General features: G+C 43.5%; 16 protein-coding genes. 3 read left to right on the top strand and 13 right to left on the bottom strand.

What is annotated here, in order from left to right:
• From murI to ribD, 8 genes are all read right to left on the bottom strand, one after another.
• The gene (gene murI, locus DWW91_RS26300) at nucleotides 1-834 is read right to left on the bottom strand and encodes a glutamate racemase (protein ID WP_122329322.1); all 834 of its coding nucleotides are present in this window, start codon (nucleotides 832-834) and stop codon (nucleotides 1-3) included.
• A gap of 81 nt (nucleotides 835-915) precedes the next feature.
• Nucleotides 916-1,419 (bottom strand): OmpH family outer membrane protein, encoded by a 504-nt coding sequence (locus tag DWW91_RS26295; RefSeq protein WP_007654948.1) that lies wholly within the window; start codon nucleotides 1,417-1,419, stop codon nucleotides 916-918.
• Between the two features lie 69 nt (nucleotides 1,420-1,488).
• Nucleotides 1,489-2,004, bottom strand: a complete 516-nt coding sequence (locus DWW91_RS26290) for an OmpH family outer membrane protein (protein ID WP_122329321.1) — start codon at nucleotides 2,002-2,004, stop codon at nucleotides 1,489-1,491.
• 124 nt (nucleotides 2,005-2,128) lie between these two features.
• Nucleotides 2,129-4,801, bottom strand: coding sequence for an outer membrane protein assembly factor BamA (bamA, locus tag DWW91_RS26285; protein ID WP_010801971.1), 2,673 nt, complete (start codon nucleotides 4,799-4,801; stop codon nucleotides 2,129-2,131).
• 14 nt (nucleotides 4,802-4,815) lie between these two features.
• Entirely contained in the window at nucleotides 4,816-5,559 is a 744-nt protein-coding gene (locus DWW91_RS26280) for an isoprenyl transferase (protein WP_010801970.1), read from the bottom strand.
• A gap of 8 nt (nucleotides 5,560-5,567) precedes the next feature.
• Entirely contained in the window at nucleotides 5,568-6,287 is a 720-nt protein-coding gene (locus DWW91_RS26275) for a DUF6089 family protein (protein ID WP_010801969.1), read from the bottom strand.
• Between the two features lie 79 nt (nucleotides 6,288-6,366).
• On the bottom strand, nucleotides 6,367-7,797 hold the full coding sequence (locus DWW91_RS26270) for a DUF6242 domain-containing protein (protein WP_199722633.1): 1,431 nt from the start codon (nucleotides 7,795-7,797) through the stop codon (nucleotides 6,367-6,369).
• 64 nt (nucleotides 7,798-7,861) lie between these two features.
• Nucleotides 7,862-8,923 carry a bifunctional diaminohydroxyphosphoribosylaminopyrimidine deaminase/5-amino-6-(5-phosphoribosylamino)uracil reductase RibD gene (ribD, locus tag DWW91_RS26265; protein WP_122329319.1) on the bottom strand — a complete coding sequence of 354 codons (1,062 nt, stop codon included), beginning with the start codon at nucleotides 8,921-8,923 and terminating at the stop codon, nucleotides 7,862-7,864.
• 54 nt (nucleotides 8,924-8,977) lie between these two features.
• On the opposite strand from ribD, the gene prmC reads away from it, so the two are divergent.
• From prmC to DWW91_RS26250, 3 genes are read left to right on the top strand one after another with little or no spacing between them, the layout of a single operon-like run.
• Nucleotides 8,978-9,835: a peptide chain release factor N(5)-glutamine methyltransferase gene (gene prmC / locus DWW91_RS26260; protein ID WP_007654963.1), complete on the top strand. Its 858-nt coding sequence runs from the start codon at nucleotides 8,978-8,980 to the stop codon at nucleotides 9,833-9,835.
• On the top strand, nucleotides 9,823-10,311 hold the full coding sequence (locus tag DWW91_RS26255; RefSeq protein WP_122329318.1) for a regulatory protein RecX: 489 nt from the start codon (nucleotides 9,823-9,825) through the stop codon (nucleotides 10,309-10,311). The genes prmC and DWW91_RS26255 overlap by 13 nt, the downstream gene beginning before the upstream one ends.
• A complete protein-coding gene (locus tag DWW91_RS26250; RefSeq protein WP_044214798.1) occupies nucleotides 10,295-10,981 on the top strand; it encodes a ComF family protein in 687 nt (228 codons plus the stop codon). Before DWW91_RS26255 ends, DWW91_RS26250 begins: the two co-directional genes overlap by 17 nt.
• A gap of 7 nt (nucleotides 10,982-10,988) precedes the next feature.
• On the opposite strand, the gene DWW91_RS28255 is transcribed toward DWW91_RS26250, so the two are convergent.
• The 5 genes from DWW91_RS28255 to DWW91_RS26230 form a co-directional block, all read right to left on the bottom strand.
• Entirely contained in the window at nucleotides 10,989-11,285 is a 297-nt protein-coding gene (locus DWW91_RS28255) for a GNAT family N-acetyltransferase (protein ID WP_367892404.1), read from the bottom strand.
• Between the two features lie 51 nt (nucleotides 11,286-11,336).
• Nucleotides 11,337-11,525, bottom strand: coding sequence for a hypothetical protein (locus DWW91_RS28250; protein ID WP_233584582.1), 189 nt, complete (start codon nucleotides 11,523-11,525; stop codon nucleotides 11,337-11,339).
• Between the two features lie 3 nt (nucleotides 11,526-11,528).
• Complete coding sequence (locus DWW91_RS27920; RefSeq protein ID WP_167754488.1) at nucleotides 11,529-11,687, bottom strand: hypothetical protein; 159 nt, start codon at nucleotides 11,685-11,687, stop codon at nucleotides 11,529-11,531.
• A 327-nt stretch (nucleotides 11,688-12,014) separates the two neighbouring features.
• Complete coding sequence (locus DWW91_RS26235; RefSeq protein ID WP_147426569.1) at nucleotides 12,015-15,392, bottom strand: DUF6383 domain-containing protein; 3,378 nt, start codon at nucleotides 15,390-15,392, stop codon at nucleotides 12,015-12,017.
• 507 nt (nucleotides 15,393-15,899) lie between these two features.
• Nucleotides 15,900-17,751: DUF3987 domain-containing protein (locus DWW91_RS26230; RefSeq protein WP_233584581.1), on the bottom strand; the 1,852-nt coding region annotated here is incomplete at its 5' end.

The raw sequence follows: 17,751 nt of genomic DNA, 5'->3' as shown, positions 1-17,751 counted from the left end.
TTAATCAATAGATATCTGCTCCACTTCTATCGGATCATTCAGAAAGACTGAGGCTGCCTCCGAGAATTTCGCGGCAGACTCTGTAGTCAGGAAACGGCATTCTCCGCCACGCGTAAGCCGGCGGTCCATTTCCGGATGCCTGTTTAAATAGTCTTTCAGGCTCTCTGTCACGTATTCTCCCTGCGCAAAGACAGTTACCCCTTGCGGCAAATACTGCCTGATTTTGCCGATTAAAAGCGGATAATGCGTGCACCCTAGTACCAGTGTATCTATCCGGGGATCGACCGACAGAATATGATCCAGATGTTTTTGTACAAAATAATCCGCTCCGGGAGAATCGAACTCATTGTTCTCAACTAATGGAACCCACATCGGACAGGACTCTCCCGTCACAGTGATATGGGGAAACATTTTCTCAATCTCCAGTGAATAGGAATGTGAAGATATTGTTCCGGCTGTCCCCAGGATACCTATATGCTTTGTAGTGCTGACCTGATCCATCATTTCCACCGTCGGACGAATCACTCCCAACACACGGCGGGCCGGATCCCAGTCCGGCAGATCACGCTGCTGAATGGTACGCAGGGCTTTTGCCGATGCCGTATTACACGCCAGAATCACCAACTGACACCCCTCGGAAAACAATTTCATTACAGCCTGGCGGGTGAAACGGTAAACCACCTCAAATGAACGTGGTCCATAAGGTGTACGTGCATTATCGCCCAGATAAATATAGTCATACTCAGGCATTGCCTGGCGGATCTTATCAAAGACTGTCAATCCACCATAGCCGGAGTCAAAAATCCCGATAGGTCCTGCTTTTTGTGAAAACATATTTCTTCCTTCTTTATATAATACAACAAAGGATGCCCTCCATAGAAAGGCATCCTTTGTTATATCTCTAATTAGAATCTATTATTTCAAACCTAATTTAGCTTTTACCAACGGAGTAGCATCGATTGCAGCATTGCCGGTATAAAGAACGATACCAGGATTGTTATCGATGATATAAGCATAGCCTTTTTCATCACCTACAGCTTTGATAGCATTTCTGAGCTTATCCTGAATCGGAGCCAACAGTTCCTGCTGTTTTTTATTCATATCCTGTTGCGCAACCTGTGTAAAGTTTTCAACACGCTGACGAATATCTTCCAATTCCTGTGTTCTTCTCAGTTTGATATTTTCAGTCATTGAATCCTGCTGAGCGATATAATCTGTATATTTCTTTTGGAATTCATCCTCCATCGTCTTCATCTCACCCGCATATTTGTCATTCATCTGCTTCATTGTTTCCTGCATAGCTGCTATTTCCGGCATAGCCATCATAATTTCCTGCGAATTAACAATTGCCACCTTTGCTTCCTGAGCAAAAACTCCTAACGGGAGGATCATCAACAAAAAAATAATCAGTTTCTTCATTTTCTATAAAATATTATTGTTATTAATCAATCATGTTATTTTGTGCATAAAGCGCACAAATGTAAGCATTTATTTTGAATATCCTAACTTTAACAGCACTTCATTGCTGATATCTATCTTCGGAGAAGCAAAAATAATACTCATCGCCGAAGCACGGTCAACAACGAGTTGATACCCCTTGTCTTCCGAAATCTCTTTTACGGCATTATAGATTTCATCCTGGATAGGTTTCATCAGGCTTTCACGCTTCTTGTACAACTCGCCTTCCGGTCCGAAATACTGACGTTTCAGGTCCTGTGCTTCCTGTTCCTTCTTCACAATCTCCTCTTCACGCTTCGTTTTCATCTCGGCAGAAAGGAATACCAAATCACTCTGATAGGTCTTATACATGTTTTGTGCTTCCTGCTGGATAGCTTCCACCTCATTCTGCCACTTCTTCGATACCTGGCTCAGCTGTTCGTTCGTCATCTCATAAGCCGGAATATTTTTTAGTATATACTCCATATCTATCAAGGCAAACTTTTGTGCCATACCGGCAAAAGAGCAAAAGAGCATCATACAACTCAAAACAATAATCTTCTTCATACGCTTTCTTTTTATAGTTTCACTCTCTGACTGCAAATATAGCAGAGGGTTTACTTTGTTCCAACGAATTATGGTTAACGCTTGACGATGAATTGTTAATTTTAAATTAATCCATTGTTTATTATTAGAACTCCTGTCCGATGATGAAGTGGAAGTTGCTTCCACCTGCACTACGAGCACCATCCACCTTGTCGAAACCATACGCCCAGTCGATACCCATCAAACCGATCATCGGCAAGAAGATACGTACACCAACACCGGCAGAACGTTTCAAGTCAAACGGATTAAAGCTCTTCAAATCTCGCCATGCATTACCTGCTTCAGCAAATACAAGACCGTAAATCGTAGAAGACGGTTCCAACAGGAACGGATAACGTAATTCCATTGCCAGACGAGAGTAGGCATAACCATAAGAGTTATATCCACCATTACCGGCAATACTACCGTTTTCGTAACCTCTCAAACCAATCGTTTCAGTTGCATACGTACTGGAGTATCCGCTCATACCGTCACCACCCATATAGAATGTTTCAAACGGAGAACGTTTGTGCTTATTATAAGATCCCAGGAATCCGTATTCAACACGTGTCATCAATACCGGTGTACGTTTGATCGCTCTCGGAGCCAACGGAGAGAAGATCTTTGCTTTGAACTTCCATTTATGATACTCGATAAACTTAAACTTATCAGGATTATCGTCCGACATATTAGCATAGTCCTTTCCGTCCCATAAAGAATAAGGAGGAGTAGCACTGACTGACATAGAGAACTGCGAACCGCTACGAGTATACAACGGGTTGTCGATAGAGTTACGCTGCAACATCAATTCCAGGTTTACATTGTGGCAAGTACCGTTCTGCACCAAGAAGTATGCCCAGTCATGCATGATATACATCTGATAATTCAATGTAGCCATAAACTGGAAGTAGTCATCCGGCCAGTTCAGACGCTTACCATAACCGGCAGAAAGACCGAACATCATAATCGATTTATCCGGGTCGTATGCCAATTCATAGTTATTATTATAATAACCGCCATAGTTACCGTAGTAACCGCCATACATGCTATTTCCATAATAAGGATAGCCACCGTAATAATTCGACATGCTGTTATTATAGTAGTTACTACTGATATCAGTCTGTTTGGAGAAATAAGCACTTACAGAAAGAGTATTCGGACGTCTTCCGCCGAACCACGGGTCCATAAATGAAATACTATAAGCCTGATAGTAGCGACCGTTAGTTTGTCCACTCAATGTCAATGTCTGGCCTTCCCCCTGTGGGATAATACCTTTATAAGTTTTCGGATTCAGGAAGTTCTTCATGGAGAAGTTCGTAAACTTCAGACTCAACTTACCGATCACACCTGTTTGTCCCCAACCGGCAGAGAACTCAATCTGGTCGTTCGCCTTCGATGTCAGGTTATATTGGATATCCACTGTTCCGTTCTCCGGATCAGGTATCGGCTTCGGCTCCATATTTTCCGGGTCGAAATGTCCCATCTGGGCAATTTCACGAACGGAACGCATCAAGTCTTCACGGCTGAACAACATACCTGGCTTGGTACGAAGCTCACGACGTACGATATCTTCATACAAACGGTCGTTACCATTAATGATTACACGGTTGATGGTAGCCTGCGGGCCTTCCTGGATACGTACTTCCAAAGAGATAGAGTCGTTATCCACATCCACTTCTACCGGATCGGCACTGAAGAAGATATAACCATTATTATAATACACATTGGAAACCGCATCTTCGTCTGTCGTCAAACGTTCATTCAACTTCTTCTGGTTATACACCTCTCCCGGTTTCATTCCCAGGATTGATTCCAAAAAGTCAGATGCATACTGCGTATTACCCACGAAACGGATATCTTTCAGATAATATTTATCACCTTCTTCAACCTTCAGGTAGATGTCGACTTTCTTTTCATTAAAGTTGACAACACTGTCCGATAGCAGCACTGCATCACGATAACCGTGTTCGTTGTACTTAGCGATAATATTATTTTTATCATTCTCGTATTCTTCAGTAGTAAACTTCTTTGTACTGAATGCTTCCAGGATACTGGTTTTCCAGTCGTTCGGAAGACTGAACTTTTCATTCGTCTTCTTCATCGCCTTCTTCAGGTCCCTTGCTGATAGAGCTTCATTACCTTCGAAGTAAATACGATGGATCTTTGTCTTTTCGTTCTTATCGATATTAATATCAACGATCACCTCGCCTTCTTTCGACAAGTCGTCACGCTGTACAATATCAACGTCTACATTCTTAAAACCTTTGCCGTCAAAGAACTTCTGAATAACGATCTTTGCACGGTCCATCAGGTTGGGAGTTACCTGAAAACCTTTCTTCAAACCCAACTTGGCTTCAAGGTCTTCCCTCTCTCCTTTCTTGATACCATGATAATTTACTTCCGATATACGGGGACGTTGTTTCAACTGAATTTCCAGCCAGACTTGGTCACCTTCAATCTTGGTTGCCAGGATTTTTACATCCGAGAACAATCCGTGTTTCCAAAAACGCTTTACCGCTGTTGTAATCTCACCTCCGGCGTCGGGGATAGTGACCACGTCACCTACCGATAATCCGGAGAAACCGATTAACACGAAATCATCATAATTCTTAATACCCGTCACCTTAATATCGGCAATCTTATACCGCTTCGGCGTCGACGAATAATTAATGACCGGCACTTCTGCCGATACTTCAACCTGGGTAGTGTCACTTTCCTGGGCAAATGCTCCGCAGGCAAAACCTAGGAAAATAAAAAACAGCACTATTCTTTTGTACATATAACAGCTATTGTTTATAAGATTAATTGCTCACTTGTCTTACCGAAACGGCGTTCACGTTGCTGGTAATACAATATAGCTTCATACAACTCTTCTTCTCTGAATGCCGGCCAAAAAACATCGGTAAAGTAGAACTCCGCATACGAACATTGCCACAGCAGAAAGTTACTGATGCGTTTTTCTCCTCCGGTTCGAATCAGCAGATCCGGATCGGGAATGCCTTTGGTCGTCAGGTGGTCCGAGACCACTGTCTCGGTTATATCGTTGGGGTTTATTTTCTTTTCCAGTACTTGAACGGCGAGCTGTCTGACAGCTTCTGTTATTTCCCAGCGGGAAGAATAACTAAGAGCCAATACCAGGGTAGTTCCCGTATTGGCAGAAGTTTGTTTTATACAATCCAGCAACGTTGCATGCGCATCCTCCGGCAGACGGTCCAAATTACCGATCGCCATCAGACGTACATTATTTTTCATCAGATCCGGAGTTTCGCGATGGATGGCGGAGACAAGCAGACTCATCAACGCCTTCACCTCCGCTTCAGGCCGGTTCCAGTTTTCTGTCGAAAATGTGTACACTGTCAGGTACTTCAGTCCAATCGTCGTTGCCGCCTCTACCACTCTACGCACGGAAACAACGCCCTCCTGGTGTCCATAGCTCCGGTCTTTCCCTTGCGCTTTGGCCCAACGTCCGTTTCCATCCATAATAATCGCCACATGTTGCGGCAAGCGATCTTTGTCTATTTCCTCTATCAATGACATAGTGTTTCTCAGTATCTAAACGTACTGTTGCTGTTTATACTATTACATGGCCTGTTACGCGGACCAAAGTCCCAGGTAACAGATAGCAGTAAAAATGAATACCAATCTTTGTTCTTCAAGAAACTGCCACTTATCTGATACGGATTATCCAGTATTGCATTATCCCCGTTCGTAACATCGAATTTATCTCCGAACAATTTACGGAACGAGAACTCGCATCCCAGGTTAATCCTGTTCTTGATCTTATACTTTACGCCTACCCCTAACGGGATATTCGGTCCGAAAAACGCTTCATTACCTGTTCCGTATGTAATTCCTAATCCCAAGAATACATAAGGAGTGAAGCGCTTCGCCCCTGCATAAGCAAATTTATCACTGTACGGAAAGAAGTTAAACTCCATCTGTCCGCCCAGTTCTACCAGGCTACGGCTGAACGATGCCTGCGCATTGTCCGGAAAAACATTTTCCAGTCCTTCCGTGCTGCCTGAAACCTGTCCCCACATCAGATTGCCTTTGAAAGCCCATCTGAAGTTGGCATTATAACGGAATACTGCTCCCACTGCCGGATTCATTCCTTTAAAGAAAGCATTCTTGTTGGCATCTCCCATATAGAAAGCGCCACCGGCCATTCCGCCTATTTCATATTTATATTCCTGTGCGTGGAGACCGGTAAATGAGCCGGCCATCAGTATCAGTATAAGAATCCGTTGAAAAAAAGTTGAAGTCATATGCAATGCTGTTATGTTCTACACCTCTTTTTCTAACGCTAAATTCTTCCTAAAATTATACTTTCCTCCACGAACTTTCTCAATCCTTAAAACCTAAACGGTTTATACGGCCTTTCCAGATCTGGTCCAGATCATTTGCATTATTATTCTCTTTACCGCCGAAAATTAGCATAAAATTCTCTTTATCCACTAAAACGGAAGCAAAACCTCTCGCTTTATAATCTTCCGGCATCACAGTCAGCGTGTCCGACAATGTCCATGTCACACCTCTGTCTATGGAGAAATAAATATCTTTAAACGCTTTATTCGATTCACCGATACCACCTATCAGGCAGAACTTATCATCATAAGCAGAAAGCATTACACCTTCTCTCTTATCGAAATAATCAGATTCTATATCGGTCAGCAAAACCCACTGTTTACCATTCATGGTGCCCCAGGCTGAATTCTGCAATTTACCGTTCTTGTCTTTTCCGGCAACCACAGTCAAACTGTTTTGCTTGCTACTACTTGAATAAGAAGCCAAAGAACCAAAACCACTTACTGGGAATTCATCAGGAACAACATCACCGGTTGTCCATTTCATATCCTTATCCATAAAAGCAAAGCTCCGTGTACCGTTCTCTTCTACGATTGCAGACAGGAACGAAGTCTGACCTAAACCTATTTCGTTATTAATTGCTCCCAACAATGCATTTACAGACGGTGTTTGATCTACAAGCGTCCAGTCCTGTCCGTTAACAGAGCAATAGAGCGCCCCTTTGGTTGTAGGCACAAATAAAGCGTCATCATACTCAGTCATCTGAGAAAGACGAACCTCACCAGCCGGCAGACCGTTCAATGTCATTTCCGTCCAGCTTTTTGAATCGGAAACAGAAGAACTGTATAATGAATATCCTTTGCTTGCATCAGTTCCCTGTGCGTACATATAATAATATTCATTATTCTCTTCCCCCCATGTAACCACTTTTTGTTCTTTCACCGGGAATCCTAAAACGCTAGAATCATACAGTTCCCAACTCATGGAATCAGGCACCATCTGATGAACATTTACCTGAGCGATATACGTTTTCTTTGTAATACCGTCGTATGCGGCAGTCACAAATTTAACGGGTTTGGAGAAATCCAAAGAGTCTTCCCTATTCCAGTAAAAAGTAGAGTCAGGCAAAGCATCCTGAGTCACTTCGATAGTATAGGTGCCCGTTGCTACAGACACTGTACAAACAACTTTCTCGATCTCTGTGCCAAACGGCAGGGAGTCCGGGTTAAAAATACGTCCGTTTACCTGATCGATCACAAACTTCACTGTATCCAACTTTCCACCCAGGATTGAATCATGATCCACAGAGAATGCCGTTATCTGACAATCCTTAGGTATCTCATACTCCTGATCGTCTGAATTCAGACAAGAAAACAGAAACAATGCAATACATCCCGCTACAAATAGTACTATTCTATTTTTCATCCAAAAATAAGTTTGTTGCATATAAAGCCACAAAAGTAGAAACATTTTTTGCTTTATTCCCAATATCGGCTAATATTTATAATATTTTAGTTCCGTTAAACTACTTCGCTCACTGATTTTTCCGTGAAAAAACAGTGATTACGTGGTTCTGAACTTTTTTCACGTCCGTTAACGACAAAGATGCCACCCTGTTCAGATCCGGCACTTTTACACCCGATTCCAGATTGACAGGGGCTGTTTCAACAAATATCTGATCCCATAAATTCTCCTCCAGAAAATGCTCAAGAAGCACAGCTCCCCCTTCCACCATCAACGAATTTAATTTACGGATATACAATTCGTGCATCACCTGCGGCAAGACTGACTGTGAAAAATCGAGGGTGACGTACTCCACATTCTCCCGGTTTTCCGCTTTTCCAGCGGTAAAGACCAGTGTTTTCACCGTACTGTCCAACAAATGATAATGCGAGGGAATACGTAAAGTCCGGTCGAGCACCACCCTGACAGGTGAGTTTCCAGCCCAATGCCGTACCGTTAACGAAGGGTTATCCAGGAAAGCCGTCTGCGTCCCGACCATGATAGCCGCCACATTCGCCCGCAAAGAATGCACCCTGCGCATCGTCTCCGGTGAAGACAATACGACAGCCGGTGAAGTATTATCCGTCCGCCCGCGGTCCATAAAACCATCCGCACTCTGCGCCCATTTCAAATAAATGTAAGGCCGCCGCTTTTCCTGAAAAGTCATAAACACCCGGTTCAACTCCCAGGCTTCCTTTTCCATCACACCGGTTACCACTTCCACACCTGCTTCACGCAGCATCCGCACCCCTCTTCCCGACACTTCCGGAAACGGATCCAGACACCCGATCACCACACGCGGTATCCGCTTTTTTATGATCAACTCCGCACAGGGAGGTGTCTTCCCATAGTGCGAACAGGGTTCCAGGCTAACGTATATCGTAGCCTCTTTCAACAAAGACTCATCACGAACCGAAGCGATTGCATTCACCTCGGCATGCGCTTCGCCATATTTCCGGTGATAGCCTTCTCCGATAATTTTACCCTGATGCACGATCACGGCTCCAACCATCGGATTCGGTGCCACATTGCCCGCTCCGCCACGGGCTAGTGAAATACAACGAGCCATATATTTATTCTCAACCTCGACCATTTTCTTTGCTTATAAATGGTTTTTGCATTACTTTTGCATTAAAATTAAATTGATATGACTGGGACTGTCGCCTATATACAAAATACGCTCAAAGATTATTATCCGCCAAGTGAAATTAAAGCATTCATTCGTTTGATAATGGAACGCGTTTGCGATATTCAGCCGCACCAATTCTTACTCTGCAAAGATAAAGAATTATCTGAGAAGGAGAAGACACAGATTTATAATATCGTAGAACGATTGGTAAAATATGAGCCGATCCAATATATTTTCGGTAAAACAGACTTTTACGGATTTGAGTTTCTAGTGAACCCGTCAGTGCTGATCCCCCGTCCGGAAACGGAAGAATTGGTGGAATTGATCGTACACGATTATGCCAAAAAGAGTATTGACATTCTGGACGTAGGTACCGGTAGCGGCTGTATTGCCATTACTTTAAGGAGATTACTGAAGAAAGCACAGGTTTCAGCACTCGACATCTCTCCGGAGGCGTTGAAAATAGCCAAAAGAAATGCCGGGATCAACCGCGTACAGTTGACTTTCTACGAAAAAGATATCCTCCAGCCATCCAAAACGGCCGATTCCATAGAAGATGAATTCGATGTCATCGTCAGCAACCCTCCCTATGTCATGGAGAAGGAAAAAGCGGAAATGGAGAAAAACGTGCTCGATTACGAACCTTCGCTAGCACTGTTCGTACCCGACGACAACCCGTTGTTGTTTTACAATAACATCGCCCGCTTTGCCGAACAGAAACTGAAAAAGAAAGGCTACCTCTATTTCGAGATCAACGCACAGATGGGCGAAGCCGTGGTAAATATGCTGCGCATGATGGAATTCAAGAATGTGGAACTGATACAGGACCTATCGGGTAAAGACCGCTTCGTAAAGGCACAGACATGGAACAGATAACCGAACCCGAAATGCTACGCCGCGCAGCCGCTTACTGCTCGACTGCCGAACGCTGCATCCAGGATGTACAAAAAAAGATTAAAGCCGCCGGCCTCTCCCAAGAGGAAGGCGAGCGAATCATTGCACGTCTGCTCCAGGAAAAATTCATTGACGAACATCGTTTCGCCCGTTATTTCGTAAACGACAAACTGCGTTTCAACAAATGGGGACGCATCAAAATCGCATACGAACTTCAAAAAAGGAATATCCCTGCCCCCATCCGTTCGGAAGCGCTGGAAGGGATAGACGAAAAAGAATATGCCGATATCCTCCAATCATTGCTGAAGGCGAAAAAGAAATCGACCAAAGGCAAGGACGAACGGGATATCTACATCAAACTCCTCCGTTTTGCTGCCAGCCGTGGCTTTGAAAGCCGGGAAGCATCCCGTTGTCTGAAACAATTATTCAACGGGAACGATTATGAGGAAGATTTTTAATGACCTGCTGCACCTCTTTTTTCCTAAACTCTGCATGCTGTGCCAGACGCCTCTCGTCGGAGGGGAAGAGCATATCTGCCTGAAATGTCTTTGCGACCTGCCCCGTACAGGACACAATTTTCTGGAAGAGAACCCCGCCACCTACCTGTTCGGCGGAAAAGTCCCGGTTTACCATGCAGCCGCTTTCCTGCATTACGAAAAAGGCGGCCATGTGCAACAGCTTATCCATTCCCTGAAATACCACGACAACCGTGAGATCGGTTTCCGCCTGGGACGTATGGCCGGCCTGAGGTATCAAAAAGCGATCCTGTCAGACCGCCCGGACCTTCTCCTCCCCGTCCCGCTCCATCCCAAAAAGCGGAAACAGCGCGGCTACAACCAGTCCGAATGGATCGCCCGCGGCCTCAACACCCTTTTGAAACTCCCGATCGACACCACCAGCCTCCGACGCACAAAAGAGACAGAAACACAGACGCACAAACAGACTTACGACCGTTGGCTGAATATGCAGAATATTTTCTCTGTCGTCGACCGCGAAGTCCTGGCAGGAAAACACATCCTCCTTATCGACGACGTCATCACCACCGGATCGACCATCGGAGCATGTGCCGAAGCACTGCTGACGATCCCGGGAGTACGGGTAAGCGTGCTGGCGATAGCGATGGCGTAAAAAATGGCTACTCGCTCACAAAACGCTTTAAATCATAAAACATTAAACGAGTTTCGTCATTCTTATCCTTCTCAGTAATAAAATCAAAACCTGACTTTTGATAGAAAACAATAGCATCCTTATATGCATCCACTGTAATAAACCGACACCCCGTCCGATTCCCATGAGTGAATAAATATTTGATAAAACGTATAATATCTTTTCCCAAACCTTGTTGCGCATATTCAAGGGACACTGCCAATCGTCCAATCTTTACCGCTGGATAATGTTTTCGCCTTTTAGGATTAGGTATGCGTCGGCTCAACTTATTCCATACTGAGTTTTGTTCCGGATCAGACGATATTTTATCATTCAATCAACTGAAATAAGCAACAGTTTTATTTGTAGATAAATCTTCTAGCAAATAGGTTACCGCCATCAGGTCGACCAAATATTTTCGGGCATCATCCAATAAAAAACCGTTTAAGTCCTCATCCTTGCACTTAAACGGTTTTATCTCTGTATCTACCTTTAGCAGTATAAAATTAAAATCTTCAAAAGCCATCTTCTACAAAGTAAATGAAGCAATGGCCTTGAATTTCTCGAAAGCATTTTTTGCAGCTTCCTTTTCCTCTTTAGACTCTGGTTTTATATTGGCAATCTTTTCAGAAAAATGTTTAGCATCTTTCCCTGTCAAAACCGGAGTTTCTTTAATTGGTTTAGCCATAGCATAATCTATATTATGGTGCAAAGATAATGCTTTTATTTCGGAATAGAATAATTAACGTCGCTTTTAAAGTTACAAAGTAAGTTTATTAACCAACGAAAGCCCGGCGGATCGTTCCGTCGGGCTTTGTTTGTGTCTGTTTTCACTCTTCACAGAGGTAGAACAGAAGAACTTTATTTCATTACTTTAGTATTAATATTTACCGCTTGTTCGCCTGTCACAGGGTAATTGGAGTTCGATATCACCTCGCGGTAAATTTAGAATTATTTTGATTATAAATATTTCTTATAAGAGAGACGCAGCTTAGTACGCCTCCCTATATGAATCTTATTTTACAATAGCTTTAACAGCAGCTTCGCCTTCAACTGTAACGATTACTACACCTGCAGGAGCAGAGATTGTAGCGTTATCAGAAGAAACAACTGTACTAGCTACAGTCTGACCTAATACATTAGCAACTGTTACAGTCTTACCTGCTGCGTTCAATACCTGAACACCGCCTTCTACAGTTACAACCTTAACAGCTGAAACAGCTTCGATTGCATCATTTGAAGTAGGTACGTCATTACCTTCAGACAATGTGAAGATCTGAGCATCACGCATGATTTCGTCGATAGAACCATTAGTTCCTTCATGATCTTCAGAAGAACCGCTTGTTGCAATGTGACGTGCAATAACCGGGCAACCGTTCTGTACTTTAATCCATCCACCTGTGAATGAACCTGCTGCTGCACGTTCAGATTCGATGAAGAAGTTTTCTTCGTCACCTCTGTTGATCAGACGCAAAGAGAATGTATAAGGTGAGTCTAATGCTACAGGAGTCAATTTAGCTAACTTAGCAGGATCGATAACACCACCTTTTTCTTCAGCAACCTTCAGGCTTGCAAGAGTAACATCTTGTTTCAAAGGATCGTTAGACAGGATATAAAGTTTACCACCCTGATAAATACCTTCTACGAAGCCCAAACGATCATAGCTTTCAAATTTGTAATCCTTACCATAATTTTTCATATTGATCAGGAAGCGACCTGTCATATAACCTTTATAAGGATCAGCATGTCCACAAGGATCTGTTACTTCGTAACCATGAATATCACACCAGTAACCATCAGCTACAGTAGCTGTATCTACAGCGAACAAGAACTCAGGCATAATTCCAGCATGATCAGAAACTTTGAATGAAGCCATTGAAGGATTGTAACCTTCAGCCTGGTGAACACCTTCAGATGTTAATCCAAGGAATCCAAACGTTTCATTTCCATTTCCTTCATACAGATATTCGTTAGCAGCACCTCTCTTCAAGAAGAACTTAACAGTCTTGTCAGCTGTCAGATCACGATACAATTTCACATCAGCCAAAGCGATAGCAAATGTTGAACTCGGTTCGCTAGGAATGTTATTTAAGTCATCGTAAGCCAATTTAGAAGTAGATTCCAAAGAAGCCTGGCTGATAGCAGCGTTAGCAGTAGTACCGTCTGTTTTGATCAATACATATGTTTCAGTTTCAGCTTCACCCATTATTTCGTCTGATTTGAAGAAGAAACGTGCTTTTTCCAGACCCGCAGCTGTACCTTCAGCTTCAGTCATTGCTTTGTAGTAAGTCGGCTTGCCGTTTTCAACAACCTGATAAATCCAAGTTTTGTCGTTGTCGATCAATGTTTCATCCAATACCTTTACAGTATATGCTTTTCTTGACAAAGCAGGAAGATCAGCAACTTTACTTCCAAATGTTACAGTACCTGCTTCATAGAATTCGTAATAGCTATTTACACCCTTAGTAGGAACGAAGAAGTTACCTTCAGTCAGGTTCAGGAAGTGATCGTCAACCAGATTATCGTTGAATTCGAAAGTGAATTTGTTAACTAACAATTTGTCACCTGCGTTATAGTAACCATGATCTGCACTTGTCAATGCATTTTCAGCAGTTACAGGAGCAATATCATATGCTTCACGATTATTCAATTTAACAGCAGTAAAACCTGTATAGTTTTTATCGATAGCGAAATATTTGCCATCTTTTACATAAAGCTGACCTTCGAATACAGTCGGAACACCGAATTCACGGTTCTTAACGATTACCTGTTCGTTACCTTTTTTCTCAATAGTCCACATAGTTGCAGGCATATTGTTGTAGTTCTGATTTTCTGTCGGAACATCCAGTTGCATGTCACCGGCGAAGTTGCATACGATATATTCGCTACCATCTTTAATAGTATAAAGATTAGAAGCAAATTCTGCACGTTGCAGATAAGAGAATGCCTGTTCGATAGAAGTTGCAACAGCAAAACCGTCTTTTGAAGCCGGAGCTACAGTAATAACCTTGCTACCATCTTCCAATTTCACAGTTGTGAAAGATACTGAGTTCTCTTTGTAATCCCCTACACTTTCATTAATAACAGAGTTAGCAGATGTAAGCTCGCCGTTATTACCTTTTTTAGTAAAGCTAGTTGCAGCAGCACATGATGCAAATGCTGTTCCATCATTATATTCCTTATCAGTCATGATACCAGCATTCAGCGGTTCAATGAACAAACTGTCTTGTGTCGGGAAGTAAGTAGCACGGAACATGGCACGAGCTTTCAGATAATCACTACCTGTCGGAGCAGCAGCAGCGATCACTTTCACGCTAGGAGATACACTCGGAAGTTTATTTTCTTCGTAGCGTTCTGTGCTGATCTGCAAATAATTTGCGCCAGCCTGGAATGACAAATTGAAGTTAGCATACTTAGCATCGCTAAAAGCTGTTGCAGGATCATCTACTAAACCGTCTACTGCAACAAATTCTTGTTCCAAAACGTCTTCACCAACTACATTTGTTTCTTCAACTGTAAATTTGAAACTTCCGTCACCGTCTGAATCCAAACGATTGTTGAAATCTTCTTTAGTCATGAAGAAAGGAGCAGCCATAACTGGCTTGATTTCCAGAGCATTCAAAGTAGAAATATTAGCCGGAACATCACCAATCTTAACAGCGACCAACGATGTTGCAGCAACAGGAGCACTAGCAGAAGTCTGACAGTTATAACCGTTAGTAGCTAATGCAGTATTGATTGCATTGTTTTCTGTAGTAGCTGTAGCTTTATCCAAATACATTACCTGCTTTTTGCCAGCAGCATTTGTATAAACAGAATACAGCGGAGTCCAACCCAATGCAGTTGTTCCGTTATCATTATTGATATACCAACTCCAATCAGAAATACCTTTGCTCAGAGCTTCTACATTACCACTGGTTGCCAAAAGCTGATCGAAAGACAGCTTATAGCCGGTTTCTTTATTTACGAAAGAAAAATAACCGCCACTTACACCATCTTCTTTGCTGTATTCGATCTTCCACAAAGAAGCAGTCAGAGGAGCTTTAGCAGCTACAGTTTTTTCAACAACACGTAAATAGATTTTACCAGTCAGTTCGTCGCGTTCCTGAATCAAAACGTCCGCAGCATCAGTAGAAGGATCATTAACTTCTAACTGATACCAGTAATCAGAGTTAATTTTGTTGACATTTTTGTTCCACTCAGCACCAGTAATAGTTGCAAGAGGATTAGCGCCAGGATTCAGAACCGGATTATTAGCACCGGAACCAACGATGTTTGTATAGCCGGTAGTACCCAGGCGATACTCAAAATCTGTACCTGCATCATAAGTCTGTGCAGCTACTGATCCGGTCACCAAGGCGGCAGCCATCAAAGTAAAAAACTTTTTGTTCATAATCAATAAATTTAATATTAATAATAGTGTTATAAAAGTCTGTACAGAGGACACGTCGAAATGTCACAAATTGTTAAATGACGAGTTTAAACGTTCCTTTTTTCTCGCCAGCAAAATTACGACATTCTTTTGAACCTCCAATCTTTTTCCAAATATTTTTTTCTTTTCTATATCCTTTCTTATCAATACAATAACGAAGTTAGTACAAAATTCATCCTTTTTTATACGAAAGCAAAAGAAGAGAAAAAACGTGACTAGAAAAAAGGAACCTTTTTTTTAGTCAGTCTTTTCTACTTCTCTAACTATTAATAATCATAATTTACAAGCACTTTTCGAACCCAGTAGAATAAACTGTTTTCTTCAATACCCTTCCAACGGGTGCTTATCCGTCAGAAGTCCGATGCCTACTCGTTTTCGGGGCGATAACTATCCGTTTCAAAAAAGGTCGTTTTAGGTCGGTGAAATGTTAATGAGTCTCACGAGTGTCACGAGTCTCACCCCCATTTTTCATTTTTTGACATTTTTGCCTTTTTCTGTCTTGCGATAGTAACCGGTTGATACTAAAACGACAAGGCTGTATTCCTGTGCTTTTTTCAACATACGGAACACACTCGAACGGCTAATTCCCCGGACACCGGCCTCATCGATTATATCCGACGTCTTAAACTCATCCGGCATCACATCGAACAGGTCGACCTGCGCATCCGGCAACTTATGACGCTGATCCGTATCGCTATGCTTCAACGACGTGCTCACCAGCAACGAATGACTCAGGCAGCGGGTCCCAATATGGAAAGCGATATCGAAATCGTCATCCAAAATCTCGATTTCTTCCGCCGTACTCTTCGTTTCACCCTTGCGGATTCCCGTCAGTGTCATCGCTATACGGAAGATAATCAAGCGATGGCGCAACACAACCGAAGCAACATCATCGTTCCCGAATACGCGTACATTATTATATTCACGTTCAAAGTAACGGTCAAGCCTTTTACGCTGCTTATCAGAAAAGACAACGAAGGTCGGAGACTTCTCCAGATGCACCGCCATATCAAGCACCCGTTGCCCCAGCCTTTCAAAATAACGCACGCTGCACATCGTATCGTCGACCGATGTAAGCGGTTGATAATCGGCACGGCCGGTTATACGGTAAATCAGCAGACGGCTATAAAGGCCGCTCTCGGTCGAAGGGATCAGCTTCAACAACATGCCAGGGGTGCCCGTTGCCAGAAAACCCAATTCGGGGAACTCAATAAAAGAAGTCCCGTTGGTTTTCGATGAACAGCCGATCCGTTCATGTTGGAAAGCCTGGTTCAACACATAGCTATACCCTCCGAAGTCCTGCATAATCGTATTGTTTACCGATTCGAGTTCTGTCTCGTACAAAAACGAAGCATAAGGACTGTTCACATCCAACTGCTCGATCATACGCGCCGTTGTCGTGTAACCACTCATATGCAAACGTTTCTGACAGACCGGCACCGGCTCTTCCGGAGGAAGTCCTACCGGCTTCTTTCCTTTCGCGGCACGTACCTGCGCCTTATAATTGTCCGACAATTCTTTTTGCTCCTCGTATTCCTTCACCATCGCTTTCGAAATATCGAAGATGTAGTCTTGCCAGGGATCGGCCAGCTTACGGACAACATTGATACATCCCTTACCGCTTCCGGAAGGTCCTATAATTAATGTATAGAAAGGAGGCTTGTAAAGTTGCTTCTTCAACATGCCGCTGACACCCGGCATGACGGTACTGAGCACGGTCAGCGAAGAGAGGAGCATCAGGTCGTATTCCCGATCGTCGGCAGCCACCTTCAGGACGTCCGAAAGCAGTCCGGGAAAACGGTCGATCACCACCCTGTCGAAGTGAGGTAAACCGACTTCATCCGGATCAATATCAAAGCCTAGAGGCGACTCCCCCTTTGTAGTCGGATTTTCAGAAATGGGGGTGAGACTCGTGACACTCGTGAGACTCTTTTGTCCAGTGGAAGCCGTCGGAGGGCACCAGGGATTGCTGCCGTGCGACGAGCGGTAACGGCGGTACACGTCTGCGACGATGCCCCGGATTTCCTTCTCCGCAAAGTCCGGTTCCACATAACGGCGCAGGCATTCGGCCATCACTTCATTTTCGTCGAACCCCGCACTGTTCAAGGCCGAAGCCAATTTGAGCACGAAGCTATGACGGCCGCCACCGGCAAAAGGATTGTTTGCTTCAAATTTGTCAATGTAGTTGGACAGCGAATTGCCCGAATAGGACGACGGACGGACAGCCGGAGCCTTTTTCGCCACCGGCACCGTTTCCTGCGGGACATGCACCACTTCGGCAACCTCTTTATAAAAAGCATCCGGATCATAGCTGGCAAAA

Source organism: Parabacteroides sp. AF17-3 (assembly GCF_003635445.1).
In the GTDB taxonomy this organism is placed as follows: Bacteria; Bacteroidota; Bacteroidia; order Bacteroidales; family Tannerellaceae; genus Parabacteroides; species Parabacteroides goldsteinii.
Note: the sequence above shows the minus strand (reverse complement) of the source record. Positions and strands in the feature narration are given on the sequence as shown.

Coding starts and splice junctions, on each gene's coding strand:
- DWW91_RS26290 (WP_122329321.1), bottom strand. CDS start 2,004: ATGAAGAAGATTATTGTTTTGAGTTGTATGATGCTCTTTTGCTCTTTT.
- DWW91_RS28250 (WP_233584582.1), bottom strand. CDS start 11,525: ATGGCTTTTGAAGATTTTAATTTTATACTGCTAAAGGTAGATACAGAG.
- bamA (WP_010801971.1), bottom strand. CDS start 4,801: ATGTACAAAAGAATAGTGCTGTTTTTTATTTTCCTAGGTTTTGCCTGC.
- DWW91_RS26270 (WP_199722633.1), bottom strand. CDS start 7,797: ATGTTTCTACTTTTGTGGCTTTATATGCAACAAACTTATTTTTGGATG.
- DWW91_RS26250 (WP_044214798.1), top strand. CDS start 10,295: ATGAGGAAGATTTTTAATGACCTGCTGCACCTCTTTTTTCCTAAACTC.
- DWW91_RS26235 (WP_147426569.1), bottom strand. CDS start 15,392: ATGAACAAAAAGTTTTTTACTTTGATGGCTGCCGCCTTGGTGACCGGA.
- DWW91_RS26275 (WP_010801969.1), bottom strand. CDS start 6,287: ATGACTTCAACTTTTTTTCAACGGATTCTTATACTGATACTGATGGCC.
- DWW91_RS27920 (WP_167754488.1), bottom strand. CDS start 11,687: ATGGCTAAACCAATTAAAGAAACTCCGGTTTTGACAGGGAAAGATGCT.
- DWW91_RS26255 (WP_122329318.1), top strand. CDS start 9,823: ATGGAACAGATAACCGAACCCGAAATGCTACGCCGCGCAGCCGCTTAC.
- DWW91_RS26295 (WP_007654948.1), bottom strand. CDS start 1,419: ATGAAGAAACTGATTATTTTTTTGTTGATGATCCTCCCGTTAGGAGTT.
- DWW91_RS26280 (WP_010801970.1), bottom strand. CDS start 5,559: ATGTCATTGATAGAGGAAATAGACAAAGATCGCTTGCCGCAACATGTG.
- prmC (WP_007654963.1), top strand. CDS start 8,978: ATGACTGGGACTGTCGCCTATATACAAAATACGCTCAAAGATTATTAT.
- murI (WP_122329322.1), bottom strand. CDS start 834: ATGTTTTCACAAAAAGCAGGACCTATCGGGATTTTTGACTCCGGCTAT.
- ribD (WP_122329319.1), bottom strand. CDS start 8,923: ATGGTCGAGGTTGAGAATAAATATATGGCTCGTTGTATTTCACTAGCC.